The organism is Microbacterium sp. NPDC080005 (assembly GCF_040702445.1).
GTDB lineage: Bacteria > Actinomycetota > Actinomycetes > Actinomycetales > Microbacteriaceae > Microbacterium > Microbacterium oleivorans_D.
The window spans coordinates 168,726-193,711 of record NZ_JBFBLD010000001.1 but is presented as its reverse complement, the minus strand read 5'-3'; the positions used below and the strand labels follow the sequence as shown (position 1 = coordinate 193,711).

At 69.5% G+C, this 24,986-nt stretch carries 21 protein-coding genes; 7 read left to right on the top strand and 14 right to left on the bottom strand.

Annotated elements, in window-relative coordinates:
• Positions 1-39 precede the first annotated feature (39 nt).
• Entirely contained in the window at positions 40-1,965 is a 1,926-nt protein-coding gene (locus AB0259_RS00890) for a glycosyltransferase family A protein (RefSeq protein WP_366221169.1), read from the bottom strand.
• Positions 1,966-2,048: 83 nt separating this feature from the next.
• On the opposite strand from AB0259_RS00890, the gene rfbA reads away from it, so the two are divergent.
• Genes rfbA through AB0259_RS00875 form a run of 3 tightly spaced genes read left to right on the top strand, consistent with a single transcriptional unit; the run spans position 2,049 to position 5,319 of the window.
• Positions 2,049-2,918, top strand: coding sequence for a glucose-1-phosphate thymidylyltransferase RfbA (gene rfbA, locus AB0259_RS00885; RefSeq protein WP_251579037.1), 870 nt, complete (start codon positions 2,049-2,051; stop codon positions 2,916-2,918).
• A gap of 2 nt (positions 2,919-2,920) precedes the next feature.
• The gene (gene rfbB / locus AB0259_RS00880) at positions 2,921-3,919 is read left to right on the top strand and encodes a dTDP-glucose 4,6-dehydratase (protein WP_366221171.1); all 999 of its coding nucleotides are present in this window, start codon (positions 2,921-2,923) and stop codon (positions 3,917-3,919) included.
• A complete protein-coding gene (locus AB0259_RS00875) occupies positions 3,916-5,319 on the top strand; it encodes a bifunctional dTDP-4-dehydrorhamnose 3,5-epimerase family protein/NAD(P)-dependent oxidoreductase (RefSeq protein WP_366221173.1) in 1,404 nt (467 codons plus the stop codon). The genes rfbB and AB0259_RS00875 overlap by 4 nt, the downstream gene beginning before the upstream one ends.
• A gap of 21 nt (positions 5,320-5,340) precedes the next feature.
• On the opposite strand, the gene AB0259_RS00870 is transcribed toward AB0259_RS00875, so the two are convergent.
• From AB0259_RS00870 to AB0259_RS00830, 9 genes are all read right to left on the bottom strand, one after another.
• The gene (locus AB0259_RS00870) at positions 5,341-6,090 is read right to left on the bottom strand and encodes an ABC transporter ATP-binding protein (RefSeq protein ID WP_366221175.1); all 750 of its coding nucleotides are present in this window, start codon (positions 6,088-6,090) and stop codon (positions 5,341-5,343) included.
• Positions 6,090-6,980, bottom strand: coding sequence for an ABC transporter permease (locus AB0259_RS00865; RefSeq protein ID WP_251579021.1), 891 nt, complete (start codon positions 6,978-6,980; stop codon positions 6,090-6,092). Before AB0259_RS00865 ends, AB0259_RS00870 begins: the two co-directional genes overlap by 1 nt.
• Positions 6,981-7,069: 89 nt before the next feature.
• A complete protein-coding gene (locus AB0259_RS00860; protein ID WP_366221177.1) occupies positions 7,070-10,147 on the bottom strand; it encodes an SH3 domain-containing protein in 3,078 nt (1,025 codons plus the stop codon).
• A 91-nt stretch (positions 10,148-10,238) separates the two neighbouring features.
• Positions 10,239-11,348 carry a glycosyltransferase gene (locus tag AB0259_RS00855; protein ID WP_251583226.1) on the bottom strand — a complete coding sequence of 370 codons (1,110 nt, stop codon included), beginning with the start codon at positions 11,346-11,348 and terminating at the stop codon, positions 10,239-10,241.
• A gap of 19 nt (positions 11,349-11,367) precedes the next feature.
• Positions 11,368-12,816: an LCP family protein gene (locus AB0259_RS00850; protein ID WP_366221179.1), complete on the bottom strand. Its 1,449-nt coding sequence runs from the start codon at positions 12,814-12,816 to the stop codon at positions 11,368-11,370.
• Positions 12,817-12,841: 25 nt separating this feature from the next.
• Positions 12,842-13,309 (bottom strand): 5-(carboxyamino)imidazole ribonucleotide mutase, encoded by a 468-nt coding sequence (purE, locus tag AB0259_RS00845; RefSeq protein WP_366221427.1) that lies wholly within the window; start codon positions 13,307-13,309, stop codon positions 12,842-12,844.
• A 97-nt stretch (positions 13,310-13,406) separates the two neighbouring features.
• Entirely contained in the window at positions 13,407-14,534 is a 1,128-nt protein-coding gene (locus tag AB0259_RS00840) for a 5-(carboxyamino)imidazole ribonucleotide synthase (RefSeq protein ID WP_366221181.1), read from the bottom strand.
• Positions 14,535-14,588: 54 nt separating this feature from the next.
• A complete protein-coding gene (locus tag AB0259_RS00835; protein WP_366221183.1) occupies positions 14,589-15,143 on the bottom strand; it encodes a PH domain-containing protein in 555 nt (184 codons plus the stop codon).
• Between the two features lie 52 nt (positions 15,144-15,195).
• On the bottom strand, positions 15,196-15,978 hold the full coding sequence (locus AB0259_RS00830; protein WP_366221185.1) for a biotin--[acetyl-CoA-carboxylase] ligase: 783 nt from the start codon (positions 15,976-15,978) through the stop codon (positions 15,196-15,198).
• Positions 15,979-16,107: 129 nt separating this feature from the next.
• Between AB0259_RS00830 and AB0259_RS00825 the strand changes: the two genes are divergently transcribed.
• Positions 16,108-17,706 carry an acyl-CoA carboxylase subunit beta gene (locus tag AB0259_RS00825; protein WP_366221186.1) on the top strand — a complete coding sequence of 533 codons (1,599 nt, stop codon included), beginning with the start codon at positions 16,108-16,110 and terminating at the stop codon, positions 17,704-17,706.
• Positions 17,703-17,933: an acyl-CoA carboxylase subunit epsilon gene (locus AB0259_RS00820; protein ID WP_251583214.1), complete on the top strand. Its 231-nt coding sequence runs from the start codon at positions 17,703-17,705 to the stop codon at positions 17,931-17,933. Before AB0259_RS00825 ends, AB0259_RS00820 begins: the two co-directional genes overlap by 4 nt.
• Positions 17,934-18,143: 210 nt before the next feature.
• Here AB0259_RS00820 and AB0259_RS00815 read toward each other — a convergent pair whose 3' ends face one another.
• From AB0259_RS00815 to AB0259_RS00800, 4 genes are read right to left on the bottom strand one after another with little or no spacing between them, the layout of a single operon-like run.
• The gene (locus AB0259_RS00815; protein ID WP_366221187.1) at positions 18,144-19,229 is read right to left on the bottom strand and encodes a hypothetical protein; all 1,086 of its coding nucleotides are present in this window, start codon (positions 19,227-19,229) and stop codon (positions 18,144-18,146) included.
• Positions 19,226-20,440: an ATP-binding protein gene (locus tag AB0259_RS00810; protein WP_366221188.1), complete on the bottom strand. Its 1,215-nt coding sequence runs from the start codon at positions 20,438-20,440 to the stop codon at positions 19,226-19,228. The genes AB0259_RS00815 and AB0259_RS00810 overlap by 4 nt, the downstream gene beginning before the upstream one ends.
• Positions 20,430-21,086, bottom strand: a complete 657-nt coding sequence (locus AB0259_RS00805) for a response regulator transcription factor (protein WP_251583208.1) — start codon at positions 21,084-21,086, stop codon at positions 20,430-20,432. Before AB0259_RS00805 ends, AB0259_RS00810 begins: the two co-directional genes overlap by 11 nt.
• A 16-nt stretch (positions 21,087-21,102) precedes the next feature.
• Complete coding sequence (locus tag AB0259_RS00800) at positions 21,103-22,383, bottom strand: TRAM domain-containing protein (RefSeq protein WP_366221189.1); 1,281 nt, start codon at positions 22,381-22,383, stop codon at positions 21,103-21,105.
• 71 nt (positions 22,384-22,454) lie between these two features.
• Here AB0259_RS00800 and AB0259_RS00795 point away from each other — a divergent pair, with 71 nt between their 5' ends.
• Both AB0259_RS00795 and AB0259_RS00790 read left to right on the top strand, forming a co-directional pair.
• Positions 22,455-23,111, top strand: a complete 657-nt coding sequence (locus AB0259_RS00795) for a Maf family protein (RefSeq protein ID WP_366221190.1) — start codon at positions 22,455-22,457, stop codon at positions 23,109-23,111.
• An 81-nt stretch (positions 23,112-23,192) separates the two neighbouring features.
• Positions 23,193-24,974 carry a biotin carboxylase N-terminal domain-containing protein gene (locus AB0259_RS00790; protein WP_251583197.1) on the top strand — a complete coding sequence of 594 codons (1,782 nt, stop codon included), beginning with the start codon at positions 23,193-23,195 and terminating at the stop codon, positions 24,972-24,974.
• Positions 24,975-24,986 lie beyond the last annotated feature (12 nt).

Below are 24,986 nucleotides of genomic sequence, written 5' to 3'. Positions count from 1 at the left end.
TACGGCACCGGCTCGCGAGAGCCCTGAGCGACGGACCCGTCAGCGGATACCGAGTCTGCGCAGGACTCTGCCGACCTTGCGGCGGAGGGTGGGGGCCGCTTCGGCGGGTCGGGCCGGCACACCATCGGTCGACGGGCGCTCGCTGCGCTCCAGGGCACGGCGGTCTCCGTCGGCTCGCACGACCCATGCCCCCGGGCCATCGGGAGCGCGGTCGCCGACGCGCAGCTCCACGGTGTCGCGTCCCACCCCGGGCACGACGAGACGCGCGGCGCCGTCAGCGACCTCGATGCGCGCCGGGACGTCGGAGGGTTTCCCGGCCGCCGACGTCCAGACCGACACGACGGTCCCGATGCTGCCGGCTCCGTCGTGGTGCCCTGCCAGATCGACCACCAGCTCGTCGGACTGGAATGCGGCCCGCGTCGGGATCAGCCGTCGGACCGCCTCGCGCTCACCGCCGGGGATCAGGGTCGCGTTGCCGCCGTCGTTCGGATAGACCAGGTGCAGCTTGCCGGCCGTGACGGTGACGGACGCGGGTACGTCGGACCGGACGGCGCGATCGGTCGAGCTGTTGCCGAAGCGCGCGTGGAGGTGGAGGTCCCAGTGGGTCGCCTCCTCGAGCGGTGCACCCGCGGCGGCCGTCGCCGGGTCGAGCGTGAACCCGGCCGTGGCGGCGACGCTGACGGTACCGTCAGCGTCGTCCGCGACGCTCACGTCGCTGGTCGCGGGAAGCGCCCATGCGACGCGCGACCGCCTCGACCTCACGAGAGGAGAGAGAGTGATCGCCGCCACCTCGTCGGTCATGTCCGTCGCGGCCTCGCTGACGAGCTCGTCGACGGCGGCCGGCAGGACCTTCCGGATGCGACCCCCCTCGCGTCGCAGCCGCGGTCGATTCCCCTTGGAATCGGACCAGGTGACATCGGTCGCGATGTGCAGGACCCCGCCCCGCCACTGCACCGAGGTGGCCCGTGACCAGCCGGGGATGGCAGCGTCGGACAGACAGATCTCCTCCAGCACATCCTGACGGCCGGCTCGCAGCAGCTCGGCCCGCACGCGCTTCGACGAGTTCATCCGGTCCTCGAGACGCTCGTACCCGAACTGCTCCTGAACGTTGCGCGCCTGTTCGAACATGAACTTCCGCTGCGGAGGCGTGCGACTGACGTACTTCATGTCGAAGACCCCGACGACGCGGTTGCTGTACTGGTGGAGTTCCAGCTGCTCCCGCTGCAGACGGTTCTCCTCGCCGGGGAGCTCATCGATGACCGCCTGGCACACCCTCGGCAGCCAGCGCCAGAAGTCCTCACCGTGCTTGACGAAGGTGGTGGATCCGCTTCCGGCCGTCGTCACCCAGTGGTAGTAGGGAACCGAGGTGAGCGTCGAGATGACCTTCGCATGCCTCGCCACGCGGAGATTGAAGAAGATGTCCTCCCACAGCACGCGCTTGCCTTCGACGAAACGGATGTCGTGCTCCTGGAGGAATGCGCGGCGGTACATCTTGTGCGGGTTCATGGGAATCAGCGGATGGACGTCGGGACGCCCGATCGACTGCGGCCGGTCATGGTCGTATGTTCCCAGGGCCCACGACGGGGACGTCGTGCGCGCTTCTTTGCCGTTCACGGCGTCCGCGTGGTTGGCCGCCCCGAATTCGTACGCCGCCCGGAGCGCATCCGGGTAGAGCTCATCGTCGTGGTCCATGAAAGCCACGTACTCGCCTCGGGCCAGGTCGATGCCCACGTTGCGCGGCTTCGAGGGCCACCCGGAGTTCTCGATGGTCTCCACACGCACATGAGGGCGCGTGGCCGCGAGTTCCGTCAAGCGGTCCAGGGTGTCGTCGGGCGATCCGTCGTCGACGAAGATCACCTCGAACTCCGACGCCGACAGCGTCTGCCGGTCCAGCGATCCGATGAGCCGGGCCAGCCCCTCGGGAGGTGTCTTGTAGGTGGGCACGACGACCGAGACCTTGATCACCAGGCCATGTTACGGGCGGGGTCGGCCCTCGCCCAGGATTTCGCGGTGCGGGAGCTCGGCGCTCCTGTGGAACGATGGGTGCCATGAAGGGCATCATTCTCGCGGGGGGCTCGGGAACGCGGCTGCATCCGATCACTCTGGGTGTGTCGAAGCAGCTGATCCCGGTGTTCGACAAGCCGATGATCTACTACCCGCTGTCGACGCTGATGTTGGCGGGCATCCGGGACATCCTGGTCATCACGACGCCGCACGATGCGGAGCATTTCGAGCGTCTCCTGGGTGATGGTTCCCAGTTCGGCATCCGGTTGTCGTTCGCGCAGCAGCCCTCGCCGGACGGGTTGGCGCAGGCGTTCACGATCGGTGCGGATTTCATCGGCGACGACACGGTCGCCCTCGTCCTGGGTGACAACCTGCTCTACGGCCCGGGCCTGGGCTCGCAGCTGGCGCGGTTCCGCGACGTCGACGGCGGTGCGGTGTTCGCGTACTACGTGGGTGAGCCCGAGGCGTACGGTGTGGTCGAGTTCGACGACGCCGGTACGGCGATCTCGTTGGAGGAGAAGCCGGCGCAGCCGAAGTCGAACTATGCGGTGCCCGGTCTTTATTTCTACGACAACGATGTCGTGCGGATCGCCCGCGAGTTGCAGCCCTCACCGCGCGGCGAGTACGAGATCACCGACGTGAACAAGGCGTACCTGGCGGCAGGGAAGCTGCAGGTGCAAGTGCTCCCCCGCGGGACGGCGTGGCTGGACACGGGGACATTCGACCAGATGCTGGATGCCGGTGAGTACGTCCGCACGATCGAGCGTCGCACGGGCCTGAAGATCGGGGTGCCCGAGGAGGTCGCGTGGCGGCAGGGGTTCCTCACCGATGACCAGCTCCGCGAGCGGGCGCAGAAGCTCGTCAAATCCGGGTACGGCACGTACCTGCTCGACATCCTGAACAGGGGTCTGTGACCATGTCCCATCTTCTCGTCACCGGTGGTGCCGGCTTCATCGGGTCGAACTTCGTCCACCACGTGATCGCGCACACCGACCACACCGTGACCGTGCTCGACAAGCTGACCTACGCGGGCAACGAGGCGTCCCTCGCGGGGCTCCCCGAGGACCGTGTCAGCCTCGTCGTGGGCGACATCGCCGACGCCGAGCTCGTCGACGGGCTGTTCGCGGAGGCGGATGCCGTCGTCCACTACGCGGCGGAATCCCACAACGACAACTCGCTGCACGACCCGCGGCCGTTCCTGGACACGAACATCATCGGCACGTACACGCTGCTCGAGGCCGCGCGCCGTCACGACACCCGGCTGCACCACATCTCCACCGACGAGGTGTACGGCGATCTCGAGCTCGACGACCCGGCGCGCTTCACCGAGCACACCCCCTACAACCCGTCCTCCCCGTACTCGTCCACGAAGGCCGGCAGCGACCTGCTCGTGCGCGCGTGGGTGCGCTCATTCGGGGTGCGCGCCACGATCAGCAACTGCTCCAACAACTACGGGCCGTACCAGCACGTCGAGAAGTTCATCCCGCGCCAGATCACCAACGTCATCCGCGGCATCCGCCCCAAGCTGTACGGCAAGGGCGAGAACGTGCGGGACTGGATCCACGCCGACGACCACTCCTCCGCCGTGCTCACCATCCTCGACAAGGGCGAGATCGGCGAGACCTACCTCATCGGCGCCGACGGCGAGAAGGACAACAAGACCGTCGTCGAACTCATCCTCCAGCTCATGGGCCAGTCCCCCGACGCGTACGACCACGTCACCGACCGCGCCGGCCACGACCTGCGTTACGCGATCGACTCCACCAAGCTCCGCACCGAACTCGGCTGGACCCCCACCTACCAGGACTTCGAGGCCGGCCTCGCCGCGACCATCGAGTGGTACCGAGGCAACGAGGCATGGTGGGCACCCGCCAAAGACGGCGTCGAAGCCTTCTACGCCTCGAAGGGCCAGTGAGCGTGACGGAGTTCGGCAAGGCGCTCACGCCCAGCGAGACCGGCATCCCCGGGCTCGTGGTCTGGGACCTGCCCGTGCACGGCGACAGCCGCGGCTGGTTCAAGGAGAACTGGCAGCGGGAGAAGATGACCGCCGCCGGCCTCGCGGACTTCGGTCCGGTGCAGAACAACATCTCGTTCAACGATGCGGTCGGGACGACCCGCGGCATCCACGCCGAACCCTGGGACAAATGGGTGTCGGTCGCGACCGGCCGGATCTTCGGGGCGTGGGTCGATCTGCGGGAGGGACCGAGCTTCGGCGCGATCTTCACTGCGGAGCTCGACCCGTCGCGGGCGATCTTCGTACCGCGCGGCGTCGGCAACTCCTATCAGACGCTGGAGCCCGACACCGCCTACACGTATCTCGTCAACGATCACTGGTCGCCCGATGCCGCCTACTCGTTTCTGAACCTCGCCGACGAGACGGTCGCGATCGAGTGGCCGATCCCCCTCGCCGACGTGGAGATCTCGGCGAAGGACCTCGCGCACCCACGCCTCGCGGACGTCGTGCCGATCCCACCGAAGAAGACGCTCGTCGTCGGTGCGAACGGGCAGCTCGGCCGAGCGCTGCGCGCCGCGTACGCGGATGACGCGGGCGTCGAGTTCGCGGGGCGCGAGGACCTCGATCTGACCGGCGACCTGAGCGGCGCCCGCCGCTGGCGCGACTACGGAACCATCGTCAACGCCGCCGCCTACACGGCCGTCGACGCTGCGGAGACCGACCGGGGCGGCGCGTGGGCGGGGAATGTCACCGCCGTCGCGCAGCTCGCGCGGATCGCGACGGAGAACGGCATCACGCTCGTCCACGTCTCCAGCGACTACGTCTTCGACGGCACGGCCGACACCCCCTACACCGAGGGGCAGCTCGTCGCGCCGCTCGGCGTCTACGGGCAGACCAAGGCGGCGGCCGACGCGATCGTCGCAACCGTCCTCCGGCACTACATCCTCCGCACGTCCTGGGTGATCGGCGAGGGGAAGAACTTCGTCCGGACGATGGCCACCCTCGCCGAACGGGGGATCTCCCCTTCGGTCGTCGACGACCAGATCGGGCGTCTGACCTTCACGGACGACATCGCCGGCGGCATCCGTCACCTGCTCGCCACCGACGCGCCCGCCGGGATCTACAATCTCACGGGATCCGGCGACCCCGCGTCGTGGGCGGAGATCGCCGGCGAGGTGTACGCACTCACCGGGCACGACCGTGACGCGGTCACCGGTGTGTCGACGGACGCGTACTTCGCGAATGCGGACCATCCGGTGGCCCCGCGGCCTCGGTGGTCCGTCCTCGACCTCGGCAAGATCGAGGCGACGGGGTACGCCCCGCGGGACTGGCGCGAATCCCTCCGCGACTACCTGCGCTGACCGAGCAGGGCCTCGCGGGTCTCAGCCCTTCTCGAGCACCCCGAGGGCGTCGTCGATCGGACCGTCGAAGACGACCTTGCCCTTGCGGATGACGACGCCGCGCGAGCACAGGCTCTTCACGATGTTCTTGCTGTGGCTCACGATCATCATCGTGACGCCCTTGTCGGCCAGTTCGCGCAGCTTCGCGTCGCACTTCGCGCGGAACGGCGCATCGCCGACGGAAAGGACCTCGTCGACGAGCAGCACGTCGAGCTCGACGTGGATCGCGACGCTGAACGCGAGACGCATGAACATGCCGGACGAGTAGTGCTTGACCTCCTGGTCGATGAAATCGCCGATGCCGCTGAACTCGACGATCTCGTCGTACCGGGCCTTCGTCTCCTTCTCGGTCATGCCGAGGATGGCCGCGTTCAAGAAGACGTTCTCGCGCCCGGTGAGGTCGGGGTGGAAACCGGCGCCGACCTCGATGAGACCGGCGACACGACCGCGGGTGAAGACGCGCCCCTCGTCCGGCTCGAGGACGCCCGAGACGAGCTTGAGGGTCGTCGACTTGCCGGAGCCGTTAAGCCCCATGATCGCCACCGACTCGCCCTCGGCGATCTGGAACGAGATGTCGTCGAGCGCCTGGAACTGGCGGGACCGGGTGGACTGCCGCTTGATGACGCTGATGAAGGCGTCTTTCAGCGAGCGGGCGGACCGCTTGTTGAACCACTTCGAGACGTGCTCGACGATGATGCGGGGCTGGGTCTCGGTGGTGGTGGGAGTCGACATCACAGATCCTGGGCGAACGTGCGCTCGGCGCGGCGGAAGACGAGCTGGCCGATGACCAGGGTGACGAGGATGACGCCGACGGACGCGGCGACGTGCCACCCGAACTCGGGCGGCCAGCCGAGGTTGGCGGGAGCCGGTGACGCGTCGTTGACGACGGGCAGGGCGCCCCAGAAGGCGTGGTGGAACATCTCCACGGCGACGGCGAGCGGATTCGAGATCCAGACGTGGAAGAGCCACCGGAATCCCTCGGTGCGCTCGTAGACCATCGCCCAGGTGTACAGCACGGGCACCGACCACGTCGCGATCGTCCGGATGATGTCGACCGTGTTGCTGGCGTCGCGGAACCGCACGTTGAGGGCCGCGAAGAAGAGCCCGAGACCCGTGACGAACAGGAGGACCAGCAGCATCCCGAGCAGGACGAACCCGACCGAGGCGAAGCTCGGCAACCAGCCGAACAGCAGACTCACCACGATCAGGACGGCGAGCTGGGGCAGGAAGTGGGTGAACGCGCCGATGATGGCGGCGAGGGGGAACAATTCGCGCGGCAGGTAGATCTTCCGCACGAGGGCGCGGTTGCTGACGATCGACTGCGTCGCCGCGCCCAGCGTCTCGTTGAAGAGGTTCACGAGGACCAGTCCGCTGAACAGGTACAGCGGAAAGGCCGGCACGCTCTTGTGCAGCCCCAGGATCTGTCCGACGACGATGAAGTACACCAGGAACTGCACGGTCGGCCGCACGTAGGACCAGAACCAGCCGAGCACCGAGTTGCGGTATCGCAGGGACGTGCTCTTGCCGATCAGCAGCCGGAGGAGGTAGCGGTACTCGAAGACGTCGAGGATGCCGCGTCCACGTCCAGGCGTGTCGAAGGCGCTGTAATCGATCTGTGTCACGGGTTTCCTTGCGAAGGCGGGTGCCGTTCAGGCCGTCGATCATCCTATCCGACGGTTCCTGAGCGGCCCCCGGCCGGGCTCGTGTCGCGTCAGCGCAGGAAGTCGCTGCTGACCCAGCCGGTCTTGCCCTGGTACGTCGTCTTCCGCCAGATGCCGGACGATGCCGTGACGGTGACCTTCGTGCCCTTCGGAATGACGACGAGCACCTTCCCCGAGGTCGACGGTTGAGCGCGGAGGTTGAGCGCTGCGGTGGTCGTCTTGGCGCTCGTCGCGGGAGCAGTGTCGAGCTTCTTGAGCTCGGAGTCCCGCATCCACCCCTTCGTCGAACCCGCGGTCACCGCGCGCCAGACCCCGAACGTGTCGTGCACGGTGACCTTCGTGCCCGCCTTCAGCGTCGAGAGGACCTTGCCCGAGGCGGATGCCGTCGCCCGCAGCGGCGTGGACGCGACGACCTGCCGGTCCTGACCAGAGATCGCACCGGGGTTCTTCGTCGACAGCTTCGACGAGAACACCCACCCGGTCACCCCGTCGACGGTGATCTGCGTCCGGTCACCTGAGACCGAGAGCGCCTTCACCGTCGTGCCCTTGCGCAGCGTCGCCTGGATCGTCGCCGACGACACCGACGGCGTCATGTTCGTCGTCGTCGCCAGATACATCGTCTTCGCCGTCGAGACCGCCTGCAGCTCGGAGTCCCGCATCCACCCCTTCGTCGAACCCGCGGTCACCGCGCGCCAGACCCCGAACGTGTCGTGCACGGTGACCTTCGCGCCCGCCTTCAGCGTCGAGAGGACCTTGCCCGAGGCGGATGCCGTCGCCCGCAGCGGCGTGGACGCGACGACCTGCCGGTCCTGACCAGAGATCGCACCGGGGTTCTTCGTCGACAGCTTCGACGAGAACACCCACCCGGTCACCCCGTCGACGGTGATCTGCGTCCGGTCACCTGAGACCGAGAGCGCCTTCACCGTCGTGCCCTTGCGGAGCGTCGCCTGGATCGTCGCCGACGACACCGACGGCGTCATGTTCGTCGTCGTCGCCAGATACATCGTCTTCGCCGTCGAGACCGCCTGCAGCTCGGAGTCCCGCATCCACCCCTGTGTCGAGCCCGCGGTGACAGCGCGCCAGATCCCGTAGCCGTCGTGGACCGTGACCTTCGTACCAGCCGTCAGCGTCGTGAGGACCTTTCCGGACGCCGACGCCGTCGCCCGCAGCGGGGTCGATGCGATGCTCTGGCGGTCTTGACCCGCGACAGAGCCGGGATTCTTCGCGACGAGCTTCGCTGTGGTGACCCACCCGGTGATCCCGCCGACGGTGATCTGGGTGCGATTCCCGGACACCGTGGACGCGGTGACCGCCGTCCCCTTGCGCAGGGTCGCCTGGATGGTGGTGGAGGTGGCCGACGACGCGACGTTGTCGGGCGCCGACAGGTACATCGTCTTCGCGATCACCTGCAGCTCGGCGTCCCGCATCCACCCCTTCGTCGAGCCCGCAGTGACCGCGCGCCAGGCCCCGAAGGTGTCGTACACGGTGACCTTCGTGCCCGCCTTGAGCGTCGACAGAACCTTCCCGGAAGCGGATGCCGTCGCCCGCAGCGGCGTCGACGCGACGACCTGCCGGTCCTGACCAGAGATCGCACCGGGGTTCTTCGTCGACAGCTTCGACGAGAACACCCACCCCGTCATCCCGTCGACGGTGATCTGCGTCCGATCCCCCGACACGGCGAGCGTCGTGACCGTCGTGCCCTTGCGGAGCGTCGCCTGGATCGTCGCCGACGACTCCGACGGCGTCATGTTCGTCGTCGTCGCCAGGTACATCGTCTTGGCCGGCGGGACCTCCTTGACCGTCATGTAATCGCTGTGCGACCAGTAGGTCGAGCCGGCCACCTGGATGCGCCACCAGACGCCGTAGATTCCCGTGCGCTGATACTGCTGTCCGGCGGTGATGGTCCGCACACCCGTGCTGCACGCCGTGGACGGCGCCTTGCGTGCGTTGAGGCTCTGCGAGATGACGGTGATCGTGCCGCCGGCCTTCGTGATGCTCGATTCGGTCGGCACGGCGCACGCGTTCCCGGAGGGCGTGCCGCCCGCGATCGAGAGCGCGGACTTCGCGACCCAGAGGGACTTGGAGCCGATCGTCGCCCGCGCCCACGATCCGTACGTGCCGGTGACCGTGAGCTTGGTCGAGGCCGCCACACCGCTCGAGCCCGTAGAGCAGAGCGTGCTCGGTGCCGTGCGCGCGGTCGTGCCGGACGTGACCGTCGCCGCCGCAGACGCCGGGACGACGTCGGCAGCCTTCGGTGCGGTGCACGCGTTGACGCGGGCGGCGGCTCCCGATCCCCAGCGGTTCACCTCCGGGGCGAACCACTGCACGTAGTAGTTGAAGAAGTTCCGGTTGCCGTAGCTCGAGCACGAGTCGCCCGTCGCGTAGCCGGCCGCGAGGGCAGCCAGGTTGGGCCGGTACGGCGTGTAGATGTACAGGTTCGCCGTCGCCTGGTTCTTGATGAGCACCTTCGACGTGCCGCACGCGCTGTTGGGATGCCACTTGACCGTCGCCACCTGACCGGCCCGATACCCGTACTTCGTGGGGTTCTTCGCGTAGACCTGCTGCTGACGGGCACCGAGGTGGACCTGATTGAAGAAGCCGGCGGATGCCGCGCTGCACGGCGCGGTGTCGGGGCAGTTCATGCCCATCGCGGCGCGGTAGCTCCACTCGCTCGGCTTCGTCGAGGTGACCAGACCCTGCTCCTTCTGAAGCATGACGAGGATCACCTTGGGGCTGATGCCACAGGCCTTCCCGACCGTCACGATGATCTCGGAGGCGCGGACGTTCTTCTTACCCGGGATCGCAGCGCAGTAGGCATCCTTCGCCTTCGCGGGCATGTCCGCAGTGAAGTTGCGCAAGCAGGTCGGTCCCGTCGTCGCCTTGCACGAGGGCACCCGCGTCTCGAGGAACTTCTGCGCCTGAGCCGCCGTCATCGATCCGCCGTTGAAGTACTCAGCGTCGCTGATGATGAACCCGCCGTCCTCGATGGTCGAGGGCAGCTTCGGGTCGGCCGCGTTCGCCGTCGACATCGGCGCGACGGCCATCAGCACGCTCAGGGAGAGAACGGTGGCGAGCACCATCGCCAAGCTCCGCAAGGGTCGACGGGATGCGGAGACTGTGAGGCGCATGTGAACAGTGTTACTGAAGTCGCGCTCTGTTACCAGTCGCGTTTGGAGATCACCCGAACGACACGCCGCTCACGCGGCGTTCTCAGTCGGGTCAGAGTTCGGCGTGCAGCTGCCACACCCGCTCCGCCGCGCCGGGCCAGCTGAACGCTCGCCCACGATCGGCGGCGAGGACGGCGAGCCGCTCCGCCGCGGACGTCGAGGCGAGCGTCGCGGCCAGCTCGTCCCCCAGCGAGCCGGCATCGCCCGGGGCGAACGTCGCCCCGTCGAGCAGCAGCTCTCGATGGGTCGCGCTGTCGGCGGCGACGACGGGCACTCCGAGACGGAGCGCATCGAGCGTCCGCCACGGGTAGGTGCGTGCGTCCGACGGCGCAAGGAATGCGACGGCGCCCGCCAGGACGGCGGCGCGATCGGGTGCGTCGAGGTGACCGCGGACGTGCACTCGACGCTCCGGCAGTCCCGCCGCCGCGGCGAGTTCGGCGATCGCCGGCTCTTCACCCTCGGCGGCATCGATCACCACGACCGCCGTATCACGACCCGATGTCGCGAGGGCCTCGAATCCGGTGCGCAGACGAGCGGACGCCGCCGTCGAACCGGAGAGCAGGACGTACCCCTCGGGCACGTCGAGGTCGCGTCGGCGCCCGATCTCGTCGGTCGGCACGCGCAGGGCGGCCTCGGGCGCACCCGCGATCACCCGGATCCGATCTCCGAGAGGCGCCAGGTCCGCCAGGCGGTGGGCGAGCTCGTGCGTCGGGACGACGACGGCGTCGGCGTGCCGGACGGCGCGGCGCAGCATGGCGCGGGCCCAGGCGGCATCCGTCCGGGCCACCTCGTCGGGGTGGTCCCACGGACGCACGTCCCACAGGGTCACGACGGTCTGGTCGTGATCGTGGACGCGATCGTGCCGCACGAGAGGAGCCGCGAGCGTGGCGGAGTGGATGAGGCCGTCGCCGGCGCCGGCACGGAGGCCGCGGCGCCACAGTGCTGCGGCGGCCGCCGATCCGACGGGGAGACGGTCGGCCGCGGTCACGCCCTGCGCTGCGAGCGTGTCCTCCCCCGCGTCGCCGGGGATGATGGCCCGCACCTCGCACCCACTGGGCGCCGTTGCGACGAGGGCCGCCGCGAGTTCCCGCGCGGCGACGGCGAGGTCGGGATCGGTGCCCGGGGCGGACGGGTCGAACACGAATCTCAGCGTCGTCGTCATCGGAGATCCCCCTGCGCCGTCACGGCGCGGTCGTCGGTGTCGGTGTCGGCGGGTGGAGGAGCTGCTGCACCTCGGACTGGATCTTGGTCCAATCGTCCGCCGTCGGGTTCTCCGGGTCGATGTTGACACCCTTCGGCGTCAGTTCCAGGTTCTGGACCTTCTGATCCTTCGCCTTCACCCCGAGGTCGACCAGGTAGGGCAGCAGCGAGTCCGGGATGTCCGTCTGCACCAGGTTCTTGCCCGCCGCGACGACCTCGCTGAAACGCGTCAGGACCGTGGAAGGGGTCGCCTGCGCGAGGATCGCGGTCTGCAGCTCCCGCTGACGCCGCATGCGGTCCCAGTCGCTGGTCGTGTACCGGGATCGCGCGTACCACTGGGCGGTGTCGCCGTCCATGACCTGAGTGCCCTCTTCGATCCAGCCGGTCGCCCACTCGTCGGCCGGCTGCCCCTCGTAACGCGGACCCGGGCCCTCAGGAAGCCGTTCCTTGACGGTGATCTGCACCCCTCCGAGGGCATCGACGAGATCCGCGAACCCGTGCATGTCGATGAAGACGTGGTACGGGATCTCGATGCCGAGGATCCCCTCGGCGGCGTCCCTCGTGGCCTCGACGGCCGGGGTCGTGTTCTTCGCCGCGGCGTCCGGGTACAGGCCCGCTCCGCGATCCTCTCGGCAGACCTCGACGGCGTTGGTGAGCTGATTGATGCCCGACGACCATCCGCACGTCGACGAGGTCTGTCCCTGGAAACCGTCCGGATACAGTTCGCGCATCGGCCCCTCCGAGAAAGGCACATGACGGAGGTCGCGGGGGATGCCGAAGATCGTCACCGCACCCGAGTCGGCGTTCACCGACACGACCGAGATGCTGTCGAAGCGCATGGAGTCGCGGCCCTGGCCGCTGTCGGCACCCAGGAGCAGGAAGTTGTAGTAGCCGTCGGAGGGCGGGACGCTCGGACCGGAGGCGAAGATCGACAGACCCGAGCGCAGCGGGGCGACCACCGACTGAGCCGTGTAGGCGGCAGCCGAGGCCGGCACGAGCGCGAGGATCAGGGCGACGACGGCGACCGCCGCACGGGCACGCCCCGGCACGCGCCGCAGACGAGCCAGTCGGAGGGTGTCGATCGTGAGGACGACCCACAGCAGGGCGTACACCCACAGCAGGACCTGCGCGACGGTGAGCGTCCACCAGGAGGCGACGATCGACGTCAGCATCGAGCGCCACATCAGGGCGAGCGACAGCGTCACGGCGAGCGTCGCCCACATGACGATCGACGCGACGATGCCGAGGCGGCCGAGGCGCCGATTGCCCGCGAGGATCTGCGCGGAGCCGGGAAGCAGGAAGTTCGCGACCACGAGCCACCATGCGCGCCTCGTCATCATCCCCGGAGCCGAGGCGTCGGGATGGCGCAGCGGCCGCTCTTCGACGAGAGCACGGCGGGAGGTCACCCGCGGCGGGCTCAGGACGCTCATGCCCCCTCCCCCCGCCGGCGACCGCTCACAGGGATTCCTTCAGGCGGCGGTTCTTCTCCTCGACCTGCACCTCGAGGTCGGCGGCGTACGCCGCGACACGATCGGCGATCGCGGGATCGGCCGAGCCCAGCAGGCGCACCGCGAGGAGCCCCGCGTTCTTGGCACCGTTGATGGAGACCGTCGCGACCGGGATGCCGGCAGGCATCTGGACGATGCTGAGCAGGGAGTCCACGCCGTCCAGCGTGGACAGCTGCACCGGAACCCCGATGACGGGCAGTGTCGTGACCGATGCCAGCATCCCGGGCAGGTGGGCTGCACCGCCGGCCCCGGCGATGATCGCGCGCAGACCGCGACCTCGCGCCTCGCGCCCGTAGCGCAGCAGCTTGTCCGGAGTGCGATGCGCGGAGACCACCTCGACCTCGTGGGGGATGCCGAAGTCGCTCAGCGCCTGCGACGCGTCGGACATCACACGCCAGTCCGAATCGGATCCCATCACGACGCCGATGAGCGGGGAGTCGGACGAGTGCAGGGGGCTGTTCACTCGACCAAGGCTAGGCGCGTGAGCTTGGAGAACCCCGGAACGGCACGGGTCAATCGAGGAAGAACGCCGCCGCAGCGCGCGCCTCGTACACCACAGCGTCGAGGTCGTCTCCAGCGACGTTGACGTGCCCGACCTTGCGGCCAGGGCGCGGATCCTTGCCGTACGTGTGGACCTTGGCCGAAGGGTGCGCGGCGAGCGCGTCGGGCAGGCGTTCGCCGAGCGAACCCTCCGCCGGTCCTCCCAGGATGTTGACCATCACCGCATGCGGTGCGCGCATCGCCGTGTCCCCGAGCGGCAGGTCGAGGACGGCACGGAGGTGCTGCTCGAACTGACTCGTGATCGCACCGTCCTGCGTCCAGTGACCGCTGTTGTGCGGGCGCATGGCGAGCTCGTTGACGAGGAGCCGCTCGTCCCCGGTCTGGAAGAGTTCGACGGCGAGCATGCCGGTCACGCCCAGGCCCGTCGCGATCGCCTCGCCGATCTCGGCGGCGACGTCCGCGAGACGGCCCGCCGAGTGCGGCGCGGGGGCGATCGCCTCGGCGCACACACCCCCCTGCTGCACGGTCTCGACGACGGGGTAGACCAAGAGCTCACCCGACGGTCGACGCGCGACCTGCTGCGCGAGTTCGCGGGTGAACGGGACGAGTTCCTCTACGAGCAGGGCGGCACCGTCCGCCAGACCGTCGAACCAGTCCGCGGCGTCTGCGGCAGCCGAGACCACGCGGACACCCTTCCCGTCGTATCCCCCGCGCGGGGTCTTCACGACGGCCCGCCCGCCGTGGTCGGCGATGAAGACGTCGAGGGCCGCGGCATCCGTCACGGCAGCCCAGTCCGGCTGAGGCAGCCCCAGCTCGGCGAGCTTCGTGCGCATGTCGATCTTGTCCTGCGCGAATGCGAGAGCATCCGGCCCCGGGTGCACGGCGACCCCCTCGGCCACGAGTCCGCGGAGGACGTCCTGCGGAACGTGCTCGTGGTCGAAGGTGATGACGTCGACGTCCTTCGCGAACGCGAGAACGGTGTCGAGGTCGCGGTAGTCGCCGACGGCCGTCGCGGCCAGCCCGGCGGACATTCCCGGCTCCTCCGCGAGGACCCGGACCCCGAGTCCCAGCTCGACGGCGGGCGCGATCATCATCCGCGCGAGCTGACCGCCTCCGACGATTCCGACCTGCAGTGCCATGCGTCTCCTCCCGACGTCGACATTCTCGCGCATACGGGAGGACGCCCGGGACGGTCAGTCCTCCGAGGCGATGACCGGGACGCTGTGGGAGTCGCGATGAGCGAGGATCTGGCTGACCTCGACCTGATCGGAGAGGGTCTCGTGCACGAGTCGCACGGACGGGACATCCATGAGCCGCACGGGCTCGTCGACGCCGTTGGCGAGGGTGAGCGTGCCGCTGCCCCACACACGCTGGACCGGCCCGCGGCGTTCGGAGATCGTGTAGCCGCGCGCGTGGGGGATGTCGACACGTCGCCGCTGAACGAGGCCGGAGCGCTCGATCACGCGCCGCGTGGTGACGGTGTAGGTGTGCGACAGCCACCGGAGGTACGGCAGCACCACGAGCAGTAGGACCACGACGGCCGCGGCGACCCACAGCATCCAGTCCTCCCACGGCGACGGCAGGTTACCGCTCAGGTACCCCGTCGCACCCGCGACGGCGATCAGGACGATCGCCGACCAGATGAGACGCCGTGCGTGCCGGCGGAAGCGCGCGATCACGAGTTCCGGCGCCGCGGTGCCCGGGGCGGGCGTCCGCGGGCGACCCGGGTAGGCGGTCGGCTGGCTCACGGAACCATCATGACGCGCCGAGAGGAGCACGTCCCGCCGACGCGCCCATCCCTCAGCGGACGTGGACGACGTCGCCCGCCGAGACGACGTGGACGACGCCCGCCGCGTCGACGACGAGTCGACCGTCGTCGTCGATCCCGGTCGCCACGCCGGTGAGGGTGGAGCCGTCGGGGAGCGAGACGGAGACCTGGCCGCCGATGGTGGTGCAGGCGTCCCGCACGGCTTTCGTCGCGAGGCCGGCTGCGGTGCCCCCCACGGCGAGGTCGGCGATGCCGTCACGGAGTCTCGTCAGGTAGTCGGCGAGAAGGCGATCCTCGTCGGCGGTACGGGCGAGTGCCGCGAACGAGGTGGCCGTCGGGACAGGCAGCTGCGCGGCGGTCATCCGCGTGTTGACCCCCGCCCCGACGACGACGGAGTGGGGATCGCCCGGCATGACCTCGGCGAGGATGCCACAGATCTTGAGGCCCCCGACGAGGACGTCGTTCGGCCACTTCAGCCCGACCTCGCGGTCATCCAGTTGCGCGCGGACGGCCGAGGTCATCGCCGCGCCCGCGATGAGGGGTATCCATCCTCGCTGCTCGACCGGGACCGCTTCGACACGCAGCAGGACGGACACGGCGAGAGCGGAATCGGGCGGCGTGACCCAGGTGCGGTCGAGCCGGCCCCGGCCGGCGGTCTGATCACGGGTCACGACGACGGACAGGTGGGGATGTGCTTCGGGGTCGTCGAAGGCATCCTTCAGGAGCTTCTTGTTGGTCGAGTCGACGCTCGGTGCGACGTGGAGGCGGGGGCTGACCGCAGCGGCACGGGGGTATCCGTTCTCAGGAATCGACATGTCGTCACCATAGACGCGCGACCGCACGGCCCGGTCCGGCTTGACAGCCGCGACGCTGAGGGATGCCACAGCGGATACGCCCGTCGATTGTCGCCGGTATCCAACGCCGCGCGGGACGCGCTCGCTAGGGTGGAACGCGTGACCGATCAGCCCGACCTCTTCACGACCGCCGGCAAGATCGCCGACCTCCGTGCCCGCTACGAAGAAGCCGTCGTCTCCGCCGAGGAGACCGCCCGCGCCAAGCAGGCCGCGAAGGGCAAGCTCACCGCCCGTCAGCGCATCGAGCTGCTCGTCGACCCCGGCTCGTTCGTCGAGCTCGACGAGTACGTCCGACACCGCACGACGGCATTCGGCATGGACCGCTCGCGCCCCTACGGCGACTCGGTCGTCACCGGCACGGGCACGATCCACGGCCGCACCGTCGCCGTCTACTCGCAGGACTTCACGACCTTCGGCGGCTCGCTCGGGGAGGTCGCCGGCGAGAAGATCATCAAGGTCATGGAGCTGGCTCTGCGCAGCGGCGTGCCGATCATCGGGATCCTCGACTCGGGTGGGGCGCGCATCCAGGAGGGTGTCGTCGCGCTCGGGAAGTACGGCGAGATCTTCCGCCTGAACACCGCGGCCTCCGGTGTGATCCCGCAGATCTCGCTCATCATGGGGCCCGCCGCCGGCGGCGCGGTCTACTCCCCGGCCCTCACCGACTTCGTGATCATGGTCGACAAGACGAGCCAGATGTTCGTCACCGGCCCCGACGTCATCAAGACGGTCACGGGTGAGGACGTCGGCATGGAGGAGCTCGGCGGAGCGCACACGCACAACACCCGCTCCGGCGTCGCCCACTACCTCGCCGAGGACGAGGACGACGCGATCGACTATGCGCGCACCCTCATCAGCTTCCTCCCCGACAACAACATGTCGGATGCCCCGGGGTACGAGTCCGGGTTCGAGTTCGAGACGACCGATTCGGACCGGGTGCTGAACACGGTGATCCCGGACTCCCCCAACCAGCCCTACGACATCCACGAGGTCATCTCGCACATCGTGGACGCGGGGGACTTCCTCGAGGTCCAGCCGCTGTTCGCGCCCAACATCGTCATCGGCTTCGGGCGCATCGAGGGGCGCACCGTCGGCGTCATCGCGAACCAGCCGTCGCAGATGGCCGGCACGCTGAACATCGACGCCGGCGAGAAGGCCAGCCGCTTCGTGCGGTTCTGCGATGCCTTCTCGATCCCCATCCTCACCCTCGTCGACGTCCCCGGCTACCTCCCCGGCACCGATCAGGAGTGGACGGGTGTCATCCGACGCGGCGCGAAGCTGCTCTACGCCTACGCGGAAGCGACCGTGCCGCTGGTCACCGTCATCCTCCGCAAGGCCTACGGCGGCGCCTACATCGTGATGGGGTCCAAGCAGCTCGGCGCCGACATCAACCTCGCCTGGCCCACCGCCGAGATCGCGGTGATGGGCGGCCAAGGTGCGGTCAACATCCTCTACCGCGGAGAGATCAAGCGTGCGGAGGAAGCCGGCGAGGACGTCGCGGCGGTCCGCACGCGTCTCGCGAACGAGTACACGTACAACGTCGCCTCGCCGTTCCTCGCCGCCGAGCGCGGTGAGCTCGACGGCATCATCGAGCCCGCGCAGACCCGCGTCGCCGTCGCGAAGGCCCTGCGCGCCCTTCGCGGCAAGCGGGCCAGCCAGCCGGCCAAGAAGCACGGGAACATCCCGCTGTGACCGAGCCCGACGACATCCCCGCGGACGCGCCGCACGTCCGCCTGCGGCGCGGCTCGGCGACTCCGGAGGAGCTCGCCGCGGTGATCGCCGTCGTCAGCGAGTCGCTGGTCCACGAAGCCAGCACCGCGGTCGCGGATGAGCCCACCGTCTCAGCCTGGCGCATCTCGGCCCGGGGTGTCGCGAACGACCTGCGCCGCGATGTGCCCTGGGGGCGCTGGGCCGGCTGACGCCGCACATGTCCCCCAAAGTACCTACAGACACTTTTTTCGCGATCAGAGAGACTAATAGCGCTGGAACGCTTCTGCGTTCTGTCGATCCGTATCCCTCAGAGCGCGGATCGGCATGTGCGGGTCGGTTTTCGGGTAACCACTCGCATGGCGAGGGGCGGGCGGCTTCGCCGCCCCTCGCCTCTTCTTCTTCTTCCGGAGCGTTCGATGTCAGGCCGTGGGGCGGTCGACCACCGGCCGCGGGTGGGCGATCTCGTGCCAGAGGTCGACGACCTCCTCACCACCGGGGTCGTCGCGCCGGCGGGACCGACCGACGACGGTGACCGCGACACGCGGGTGCGGCGAGGTCCGGATGTAGATCCGTTCCGAGGACGCGTCCCTCAGAGCGTCGGCGAGCTCGCTCCGGATGCGGTCGAGCGCGGCCGGGCCGGCGGCATCCAACCCGCCCTCATCGAGCACCGTGACGGTGCTGCCGCGCAGCCGGGCCTCCTGCAACCTCGCGCGCACCGCTTCGTCGAGGAGGCGGGGTCCCCGCAGCTCGTCGCGGAGGGATCCTTCCGCGAGACGCGCGCGCTCGCGCTCGTCGGGCTCGAGGTCACCGTCCGACTCGATCGTGCGGATGAGGATCGGGCCCGCCACCGCGAGGGCCTGCTGGACCCGCACACGGCGCTCTCGGCGACGGCCCTCCTGGCTCGCGAGCCATTCGAAGGAACGACGTTGGATGCCGGTCAGCTCAGCGGTGTCGACCGCCGCCCGGTCGACGAGGCGCGTGAGCAGCTGCGCCGCGACGACCCACACGGCGGCGCCGACGAGCCCGAGAGCGAGGGAGTCGAGGATGCCGATCCAGAACGACGACGAGATCCCGAGGAGGATCACGCCGATCCACGCCACCAGGGGACGACGACGGACGGTCACGATGGTCAGGAGCGCGCCGACGCCGCCCAGGCTCCACGTCGCGAACGTGGCGAGGCGAAGGCTCTCATCCACGGCGGCCCAGGTGGCGAAGGGCACCGCGACCGTGGTGCCGAGCACCAGCAGACACAGCCAGAGCGGGAGCGAAGGCCCGCGAGGGAGCCCGTCGGGTTCCGACGCGACCGGAGACGGCGCAGCGCCCGGCGAGCGTGGCACGACGTCCCAGAACACACACAGCCAGGTCGTGACCAGATAGAGCGAGAGCGCGGCGATGAACAGCGCCGGCTGCGCCACCGGTGCCGTCCAGACGAGGCCGCCCACAGCGAGGTAGGCGGTGAAGACGACCGCCACGATCGAGAGGCCGGTCTGTACGCGCACGTTCATCGCGGGTACTCCCATCGCAGCTCGACCGCGGTGCCACGGCGTGAACTGCGAACGAGCGCCTGCCCGCCGACGGCGGCGGTGCGAGCGACGATCGAGCCGCTGATCCCGAGGCGGTCCTCCGGGACAGCGTGGACGTCGAAGCCCTTGCCGGAGTCGACGACCCGGACGACGATCCGTCGATCGTCGGCACCGACCTCGACGTGCAGGCCCACGGCGTCGGCGTGTTCGATGGAGTTGACGATCGCCTGATCGGCCGCCAGCACGAGGGCACGCGCGACGCGACCCGGGAGCGACTGCGCGCGCGGATCGACGGTCACCCGCACATCGAGATCGATGTCGTGCTCACGCGCCGCCTCACGCAGCCCCTCGACGACGAAGGCAGGATCGACCGGCTCGTCCGGCCCTTCCTCCGCCTCACGATCGGCGTTCGCCAGCCGGGTGAGTGCGTCGCGGGCCATCACCACCGCGAGATCGCGCTCACGGGGCGTGGACGCGCGCTCCGCCGCGATCAGAGCGGCCAGGACGCTGTCGTGCATCAGGGCGGCGACCGAGATGCGTTCCTGCTCGACGGCGTCCGCGGCTGCGGCCGCGGCATACGAGCGCACCGCCGCTTCCCGGGTGCGATCGAGCCGTTCGGCGAGCAGACGCAGCATCCACCCGATCATGATCATGACGACCGCCAGGATGATCGCGTAGACGACCTGACGGGAGACGAGGATCACATTCGGCCCGTCCACGCCGATCTGGATGAGCCGTACGACGCCGTAGAGCACCGGGATCGCCGCGCACCACGTGTACTGCAACCACAGGGGGAAGACGAGGGCCGTCGCCACCGTGGCGACATTGAGGAGATACCAGATCCACGGCTCCCCCGCGCCCGCCGTCTCTCGATCCGCCGTCGCCAACGGCCAGACCATCAACACGAGCGGGAAGACGATCGCGAAGACCGCTGCCGGGATGCGGTAGAACCGCCCGCCGACTCCGGCCGCGATCATCAGGCCGAGCGGGCCGAACGTGACGACCGTGAGCACGACGTTCCAGGCCGGCGCCTCCTGCGTGGACCCGAGGGCGTGGAAGAGGGACTGGAAGCCGAGGATCGCACAGCCCACCGAGACGACGAGCGCGAGGATGCGCTCGACCCTCTCCCGCGAGAAGAAGGTCGAGTCGGGCGGGATCGTCAGAGTCCCCGCCGTCGCGGCCTCAGCTGCCACCGGGTTCCTCCGCGACCAGACCGTCCTCCATCGCGCGGCGGAGGAGATCCACCTTGGTGGGTGCCGGACGACCGACCTCGACGTACTTCACCCGCACACGGGTGATGTTCTCCTTCGCGGTCGAGTACGCCACACCGAGGCGCTCGGCGACGGTCTTGAGCGGCAGACCCGCAGCGTACAGCCGCAGGACGTCGCGCTCCCGAGACGAGAGCTGCGCGTCGGCGAACGCACGGTCGCCGTCCACAGCCGACGCCCACTCGACATTGTCGAGTGCGTGCCCCTGCGCGACCGTGTCGATCGCGGAGATGACGTCGTCGATCCGCGACGCCTTGCTCACGACTCCCGCCGCACCGGCCACGAGCGCCTCACGGACGGCCGCAGGCCGATCGGCCACGCTGTGGATGATGACGGGTGAGCCGTCGTGGACGAGGCGGGTCACGTTCTCGGTCACGGTCGCACCGTCGCCGAGCATGAGATCGAGGACCACGACGTCCGCTGGATTCTCCTGAGTGAGGGTGCGCCAGTCGAGGTAGGCCGCGACGCTCTCGCCCGAGAACACGACGCGCATGTGATCCGTACGACTGCACGCGGCCTCGAGGCCGAGCCGCACGGATTCATGGTCGTCGATCAAAGCGACGCGGATCATGCGCTCACCATAGCCGTCACCGGGTCAACACGGCGATCGCCTCGACGTGGTGCGAGTGCGGGAACAGATCGAGGGCGCGCACCGAGGGTGTCGTGTACCCGTGCGCAGAGAAGGTCCCGAGGTCACGGGCGAGGGCGACCGGATCGCAGGCGACGTAGACGATGCGTGCCGGGGAGAGTCCGACGAGACGCTCGACGACGTCGCGACCGGCTCCCGCGCGGGGCGGATCGAGGATCACCGTGCCGCGCGCGAGGCGAGCGCGCTGAGCAGGCGTCGCCGTCTCAGCGAGATTCCCGAGCCAACGATCGACGCGACCGGTCTCGGCTCGTGCGCCGATCCACGCCGCCAGGTTCTCGCCCGCGTGCTCGGTCGCACGCGGGTCCGACTCCACCGAGGTGATCCGGGTGGTGGGGCCGCCGACACCCGCGACGGATGCGGCGAGCAGGCCGACCCCGCCGTAGAGGTCGAGGTGCCAGCCGTCGGGGTCGACGCCGTCGGCGACAGCGTCCGCGACGGCATCGTGGAGGGTGCCCGCGGCCAGACGATGGACCTGCCAGAAGCCGCCCGCGTCGACGCGGAACTCCCGGTCGCCGACGCGCTCGACGACCACTTCGCGGGCGGCCGGATCGACGGGCGCCGGTCGGCGTGAGCGACCGGACTCCGCACGCGGGATGACGCGGACGCGCCCGTCCGCGGGCTGCACGAGATCGAGTCGTCCCGGCGCGCCTCCGCGCCGCCGGCTCGCCGCACGGGCGATACCGGCAGTGGCCAGTGGCAGATCGTCGACGGGGATGACTCGATGGCTCCGGGCTGCGAAGGGGCCGATGCGCCCCTCCTCGTCCACGTGCAGGCTCACGCGCGTCCGCCAGCGCGTGCCGTCCTCGGACTCTTCGACGACGCGGTCGCCGATGGTCTGCGGGAGCGGCGGCTCGATGGTCACGGGAGCAGCGGAGCCGGCGAAGCGGGCGAGCGCGTCGCCGAGGACCTCCGCCTTGAGCTCGCGCTGGTGGGCGAGGGAGATGTGGCCGAAGTCGGCGCCGCCGGGGCGGGACTCCGGAGGCGTACTCACGTCGGCAGGCGCCCACACGTGCGGACGGCGGTGCGGCGACGCGTCCAGCACCTCGACGGTGTCACCGCGCCAGAAAGACTCCTTCCGCGTGTCCGTGAGGGCGACACGCACGCGCTCGCCGGGGATCGCATCGGAGACGAAGACCACCCGGTTCTCGTGCCGGGCGACGAAGACACCCCCGTGCGCGACGGCCGTGATCTCGAGGTCGAGGAGGTCTCCGGGTTGCATCCTTCGATGCTGTCACACCGGGTCGCGCCGAACAGTCATCGACTGCCTCTCGCGCAGCTAGCGTGGACGGTATGCGCGTGTGCCTGGCCTCCACCTCCCCCGCTCGACTCATGCTGCTGCGCCAGGTCGGCATCGAACCGTCGACCCGGGCGCCGCGGGTCGACGAGGAGGCCGTGATCGCCGCCGTCGAGGCGGAAGAGGACCGCATTCTGTCCCCCGAGGAGCACGTGCTGCTGCTCGCACGGCGCAAGGCCGCAGACGTCGCCGCAACGCTCGCCGACGAGGGGTTTGAGGGCATCGTCGTGGGCGGTGACTCCATGTTCGAGCTCGACGGCGAGATCCTGGGCAAGCCGTACACGCCCGAGTCGGCTCGCGCCCGGTGGCAGTCCATGCGGGGTCGCACCGGCATCCTGCACTCCGGCCACAGCGTCTTCCTCGTCCGCCCCGGCGCGGTGCCCGTCGAGGCGCATGCGGTGGCCGCGGCATCCGTGTCCTTCGCCGCCGACGTGACGGATGCCGAGATCGACGCGTACGTGGCCACGGGAGAGCCCCTGCTCGTTGCAGGCGCCTTCACGGTCGACAGTCTCGGCGGCGCGTTCGTCGAGCGGGTGGAGGGCGACCCGTCCACGGTCGTCGGGATGTCGCTGTCGACTCTGAGGCGGTTGGTCCGGGAGCTCGGCGTCGAGTGGACCTCGCTGTGGAACCGGGTGGACGACACGTCCTCTTAGTGGATCCCGCGACACGAAATCCCGATGATCTTGTGCGAGTGATCCAAAGGAGCGGCCCCGCTCCTGGGTAGGCTCGAAGCCATGCCTCAGAGCGTGACCACCGGAATCTCGAAAGTGCTGATCGCCAACCGAGGCGAGATCGCGGTGCGGATCATCCGCGCTGCCCGCGACTCGGGGAAGTCGTCGGTGGCGGTCTACGCCGACCAGGACCGCGACGCCATGCACGCCCGCCTGGCCGATGAGGCGTACGGCCTGGGCGGGTCGACGAGCGCCGAGACGTATCTCTCGATCGAGAAGATCCTGTCCGTGGCGCGCCGCTCCGGTGCCGACGCCGTCCACCCCGGCTACGGCTTCCTCGCCGAGAACGCCGACTTCGCCCGCGCCGTGATCGGTGCGGGTCTGGTCTGGATCGGCCCCTCCCCCGAGGCCATCGAGGCACTCGGTGACAAGGTGACCGCGCGCCACGTCGCCGAGAAGGTCGGCGCGCCGCTGGCCCCTGGGACTCCCGGGCCCGTCGAGGGAGCCGACGAGGTCATCGCGTTCGCGCGCGAGTTCGGCCTGCCCATCGCGATCAAGGCCGCCTACGGCGGCGGCGGGCGCGGGCTGAAGGTCGCCCGCGAGTTCGACGAGGTCGAGGAGCTCTTCGAGTCCGCCACCCGTGAGGCGATCGCGGCGTTCGGTCGCGGCGAGTGCTTCGTCGAGAAGTACCTCGACAAGCCGCGCCATGTCGAGACGCAGTGCCTCGCGGATGCCGCGGGCAACGTCGTCGTGGTCTCGACGCGCGACTGCTCGCTGCAGCGCCGCCACCAGAAGCTCGTCGAGGAGGCGCCCGCCCCCTTCCTGACCGCTGAGCAGAACGAGATCCTGTACGCCGCATCGAAGGCGATCCTGAAGGAGGTCGGATACGTCGGTGCGGGCACGTGCGAGTTCCTCATCGGCGCCGACGGGACGATCTCGTTCCTCGAGGTGAACACCCGCCTGCAGGTCGAGCACCCCGTCTCGGAAGAGGTGACCGGCATCGATCTCGTCCGCGAGCAGTTCCGCATCGCCGAGGGCGGCACGCTGGACTACGGCGACCCGGAGCCGGTCGGCCACTCGTTCGAGTTCCGCATCAACGGCGAGGACCCCGGTCGCGGGTTCCTCCCCGCCCCCGGCGACATCCACGTCTTCAAGACCTTCGGCGGGCCCGGTGTCCGCCTGGACTCCGGTGTGACCGCCGGCGACAGCGTGTCGGGAGCCTTCGATTCGCTCCTGGGCAAGCTGATCGTCACCGGACGCACCCGCGAGGAGGCCCTCGAACGCTCCCGTCGCGCGCTCGACGAGTTCGAGGTCGCCGGGATGCCCACGGTTCTCCCCTTCCACCGCAAGGTCGTCCGCGATCCGGCGTTCACAGCCGAGGACGGCACCTTCGGCGTCTTCACGCGGTGGATCGAGACCGAGTTCCACAACGACATCCCCGCCTGGGACGGCGAAGCCGGACCCGCCGCCGAACCCGAGGGGCGTCACACCGTCGTCGTCGAGGTCGCCGGTAAGCGACTGGAGGTGAGCCTCCCCGATCGGCTGGCGCACGTGCCCGCTGCGGCAGGCCGTCCCGTCGCCGTGCCGCCCTCCCGTCGGTCGCACGCCGCGAGCGGTGTCTCGGGTGCGAGCGGCGACACCGTCGCCTCGCCGATGCAGGCCACCGTCGTCAAGATCGCCGTCGAGGAGGGACAGCAGGTCGTCAAGGGCGACCTGGTCGTCGTCCTCGAGGCGATGAAGATGGAGCAGCCCATCCAGGCGCACAAGGACGGCGTCATCGGCGCCATCAACGCCCAGCCCGGCGCGACGGTCTCGGCGGGGCACCAGCTCCTCACCATCTCCTGACTCCGCCGGGCC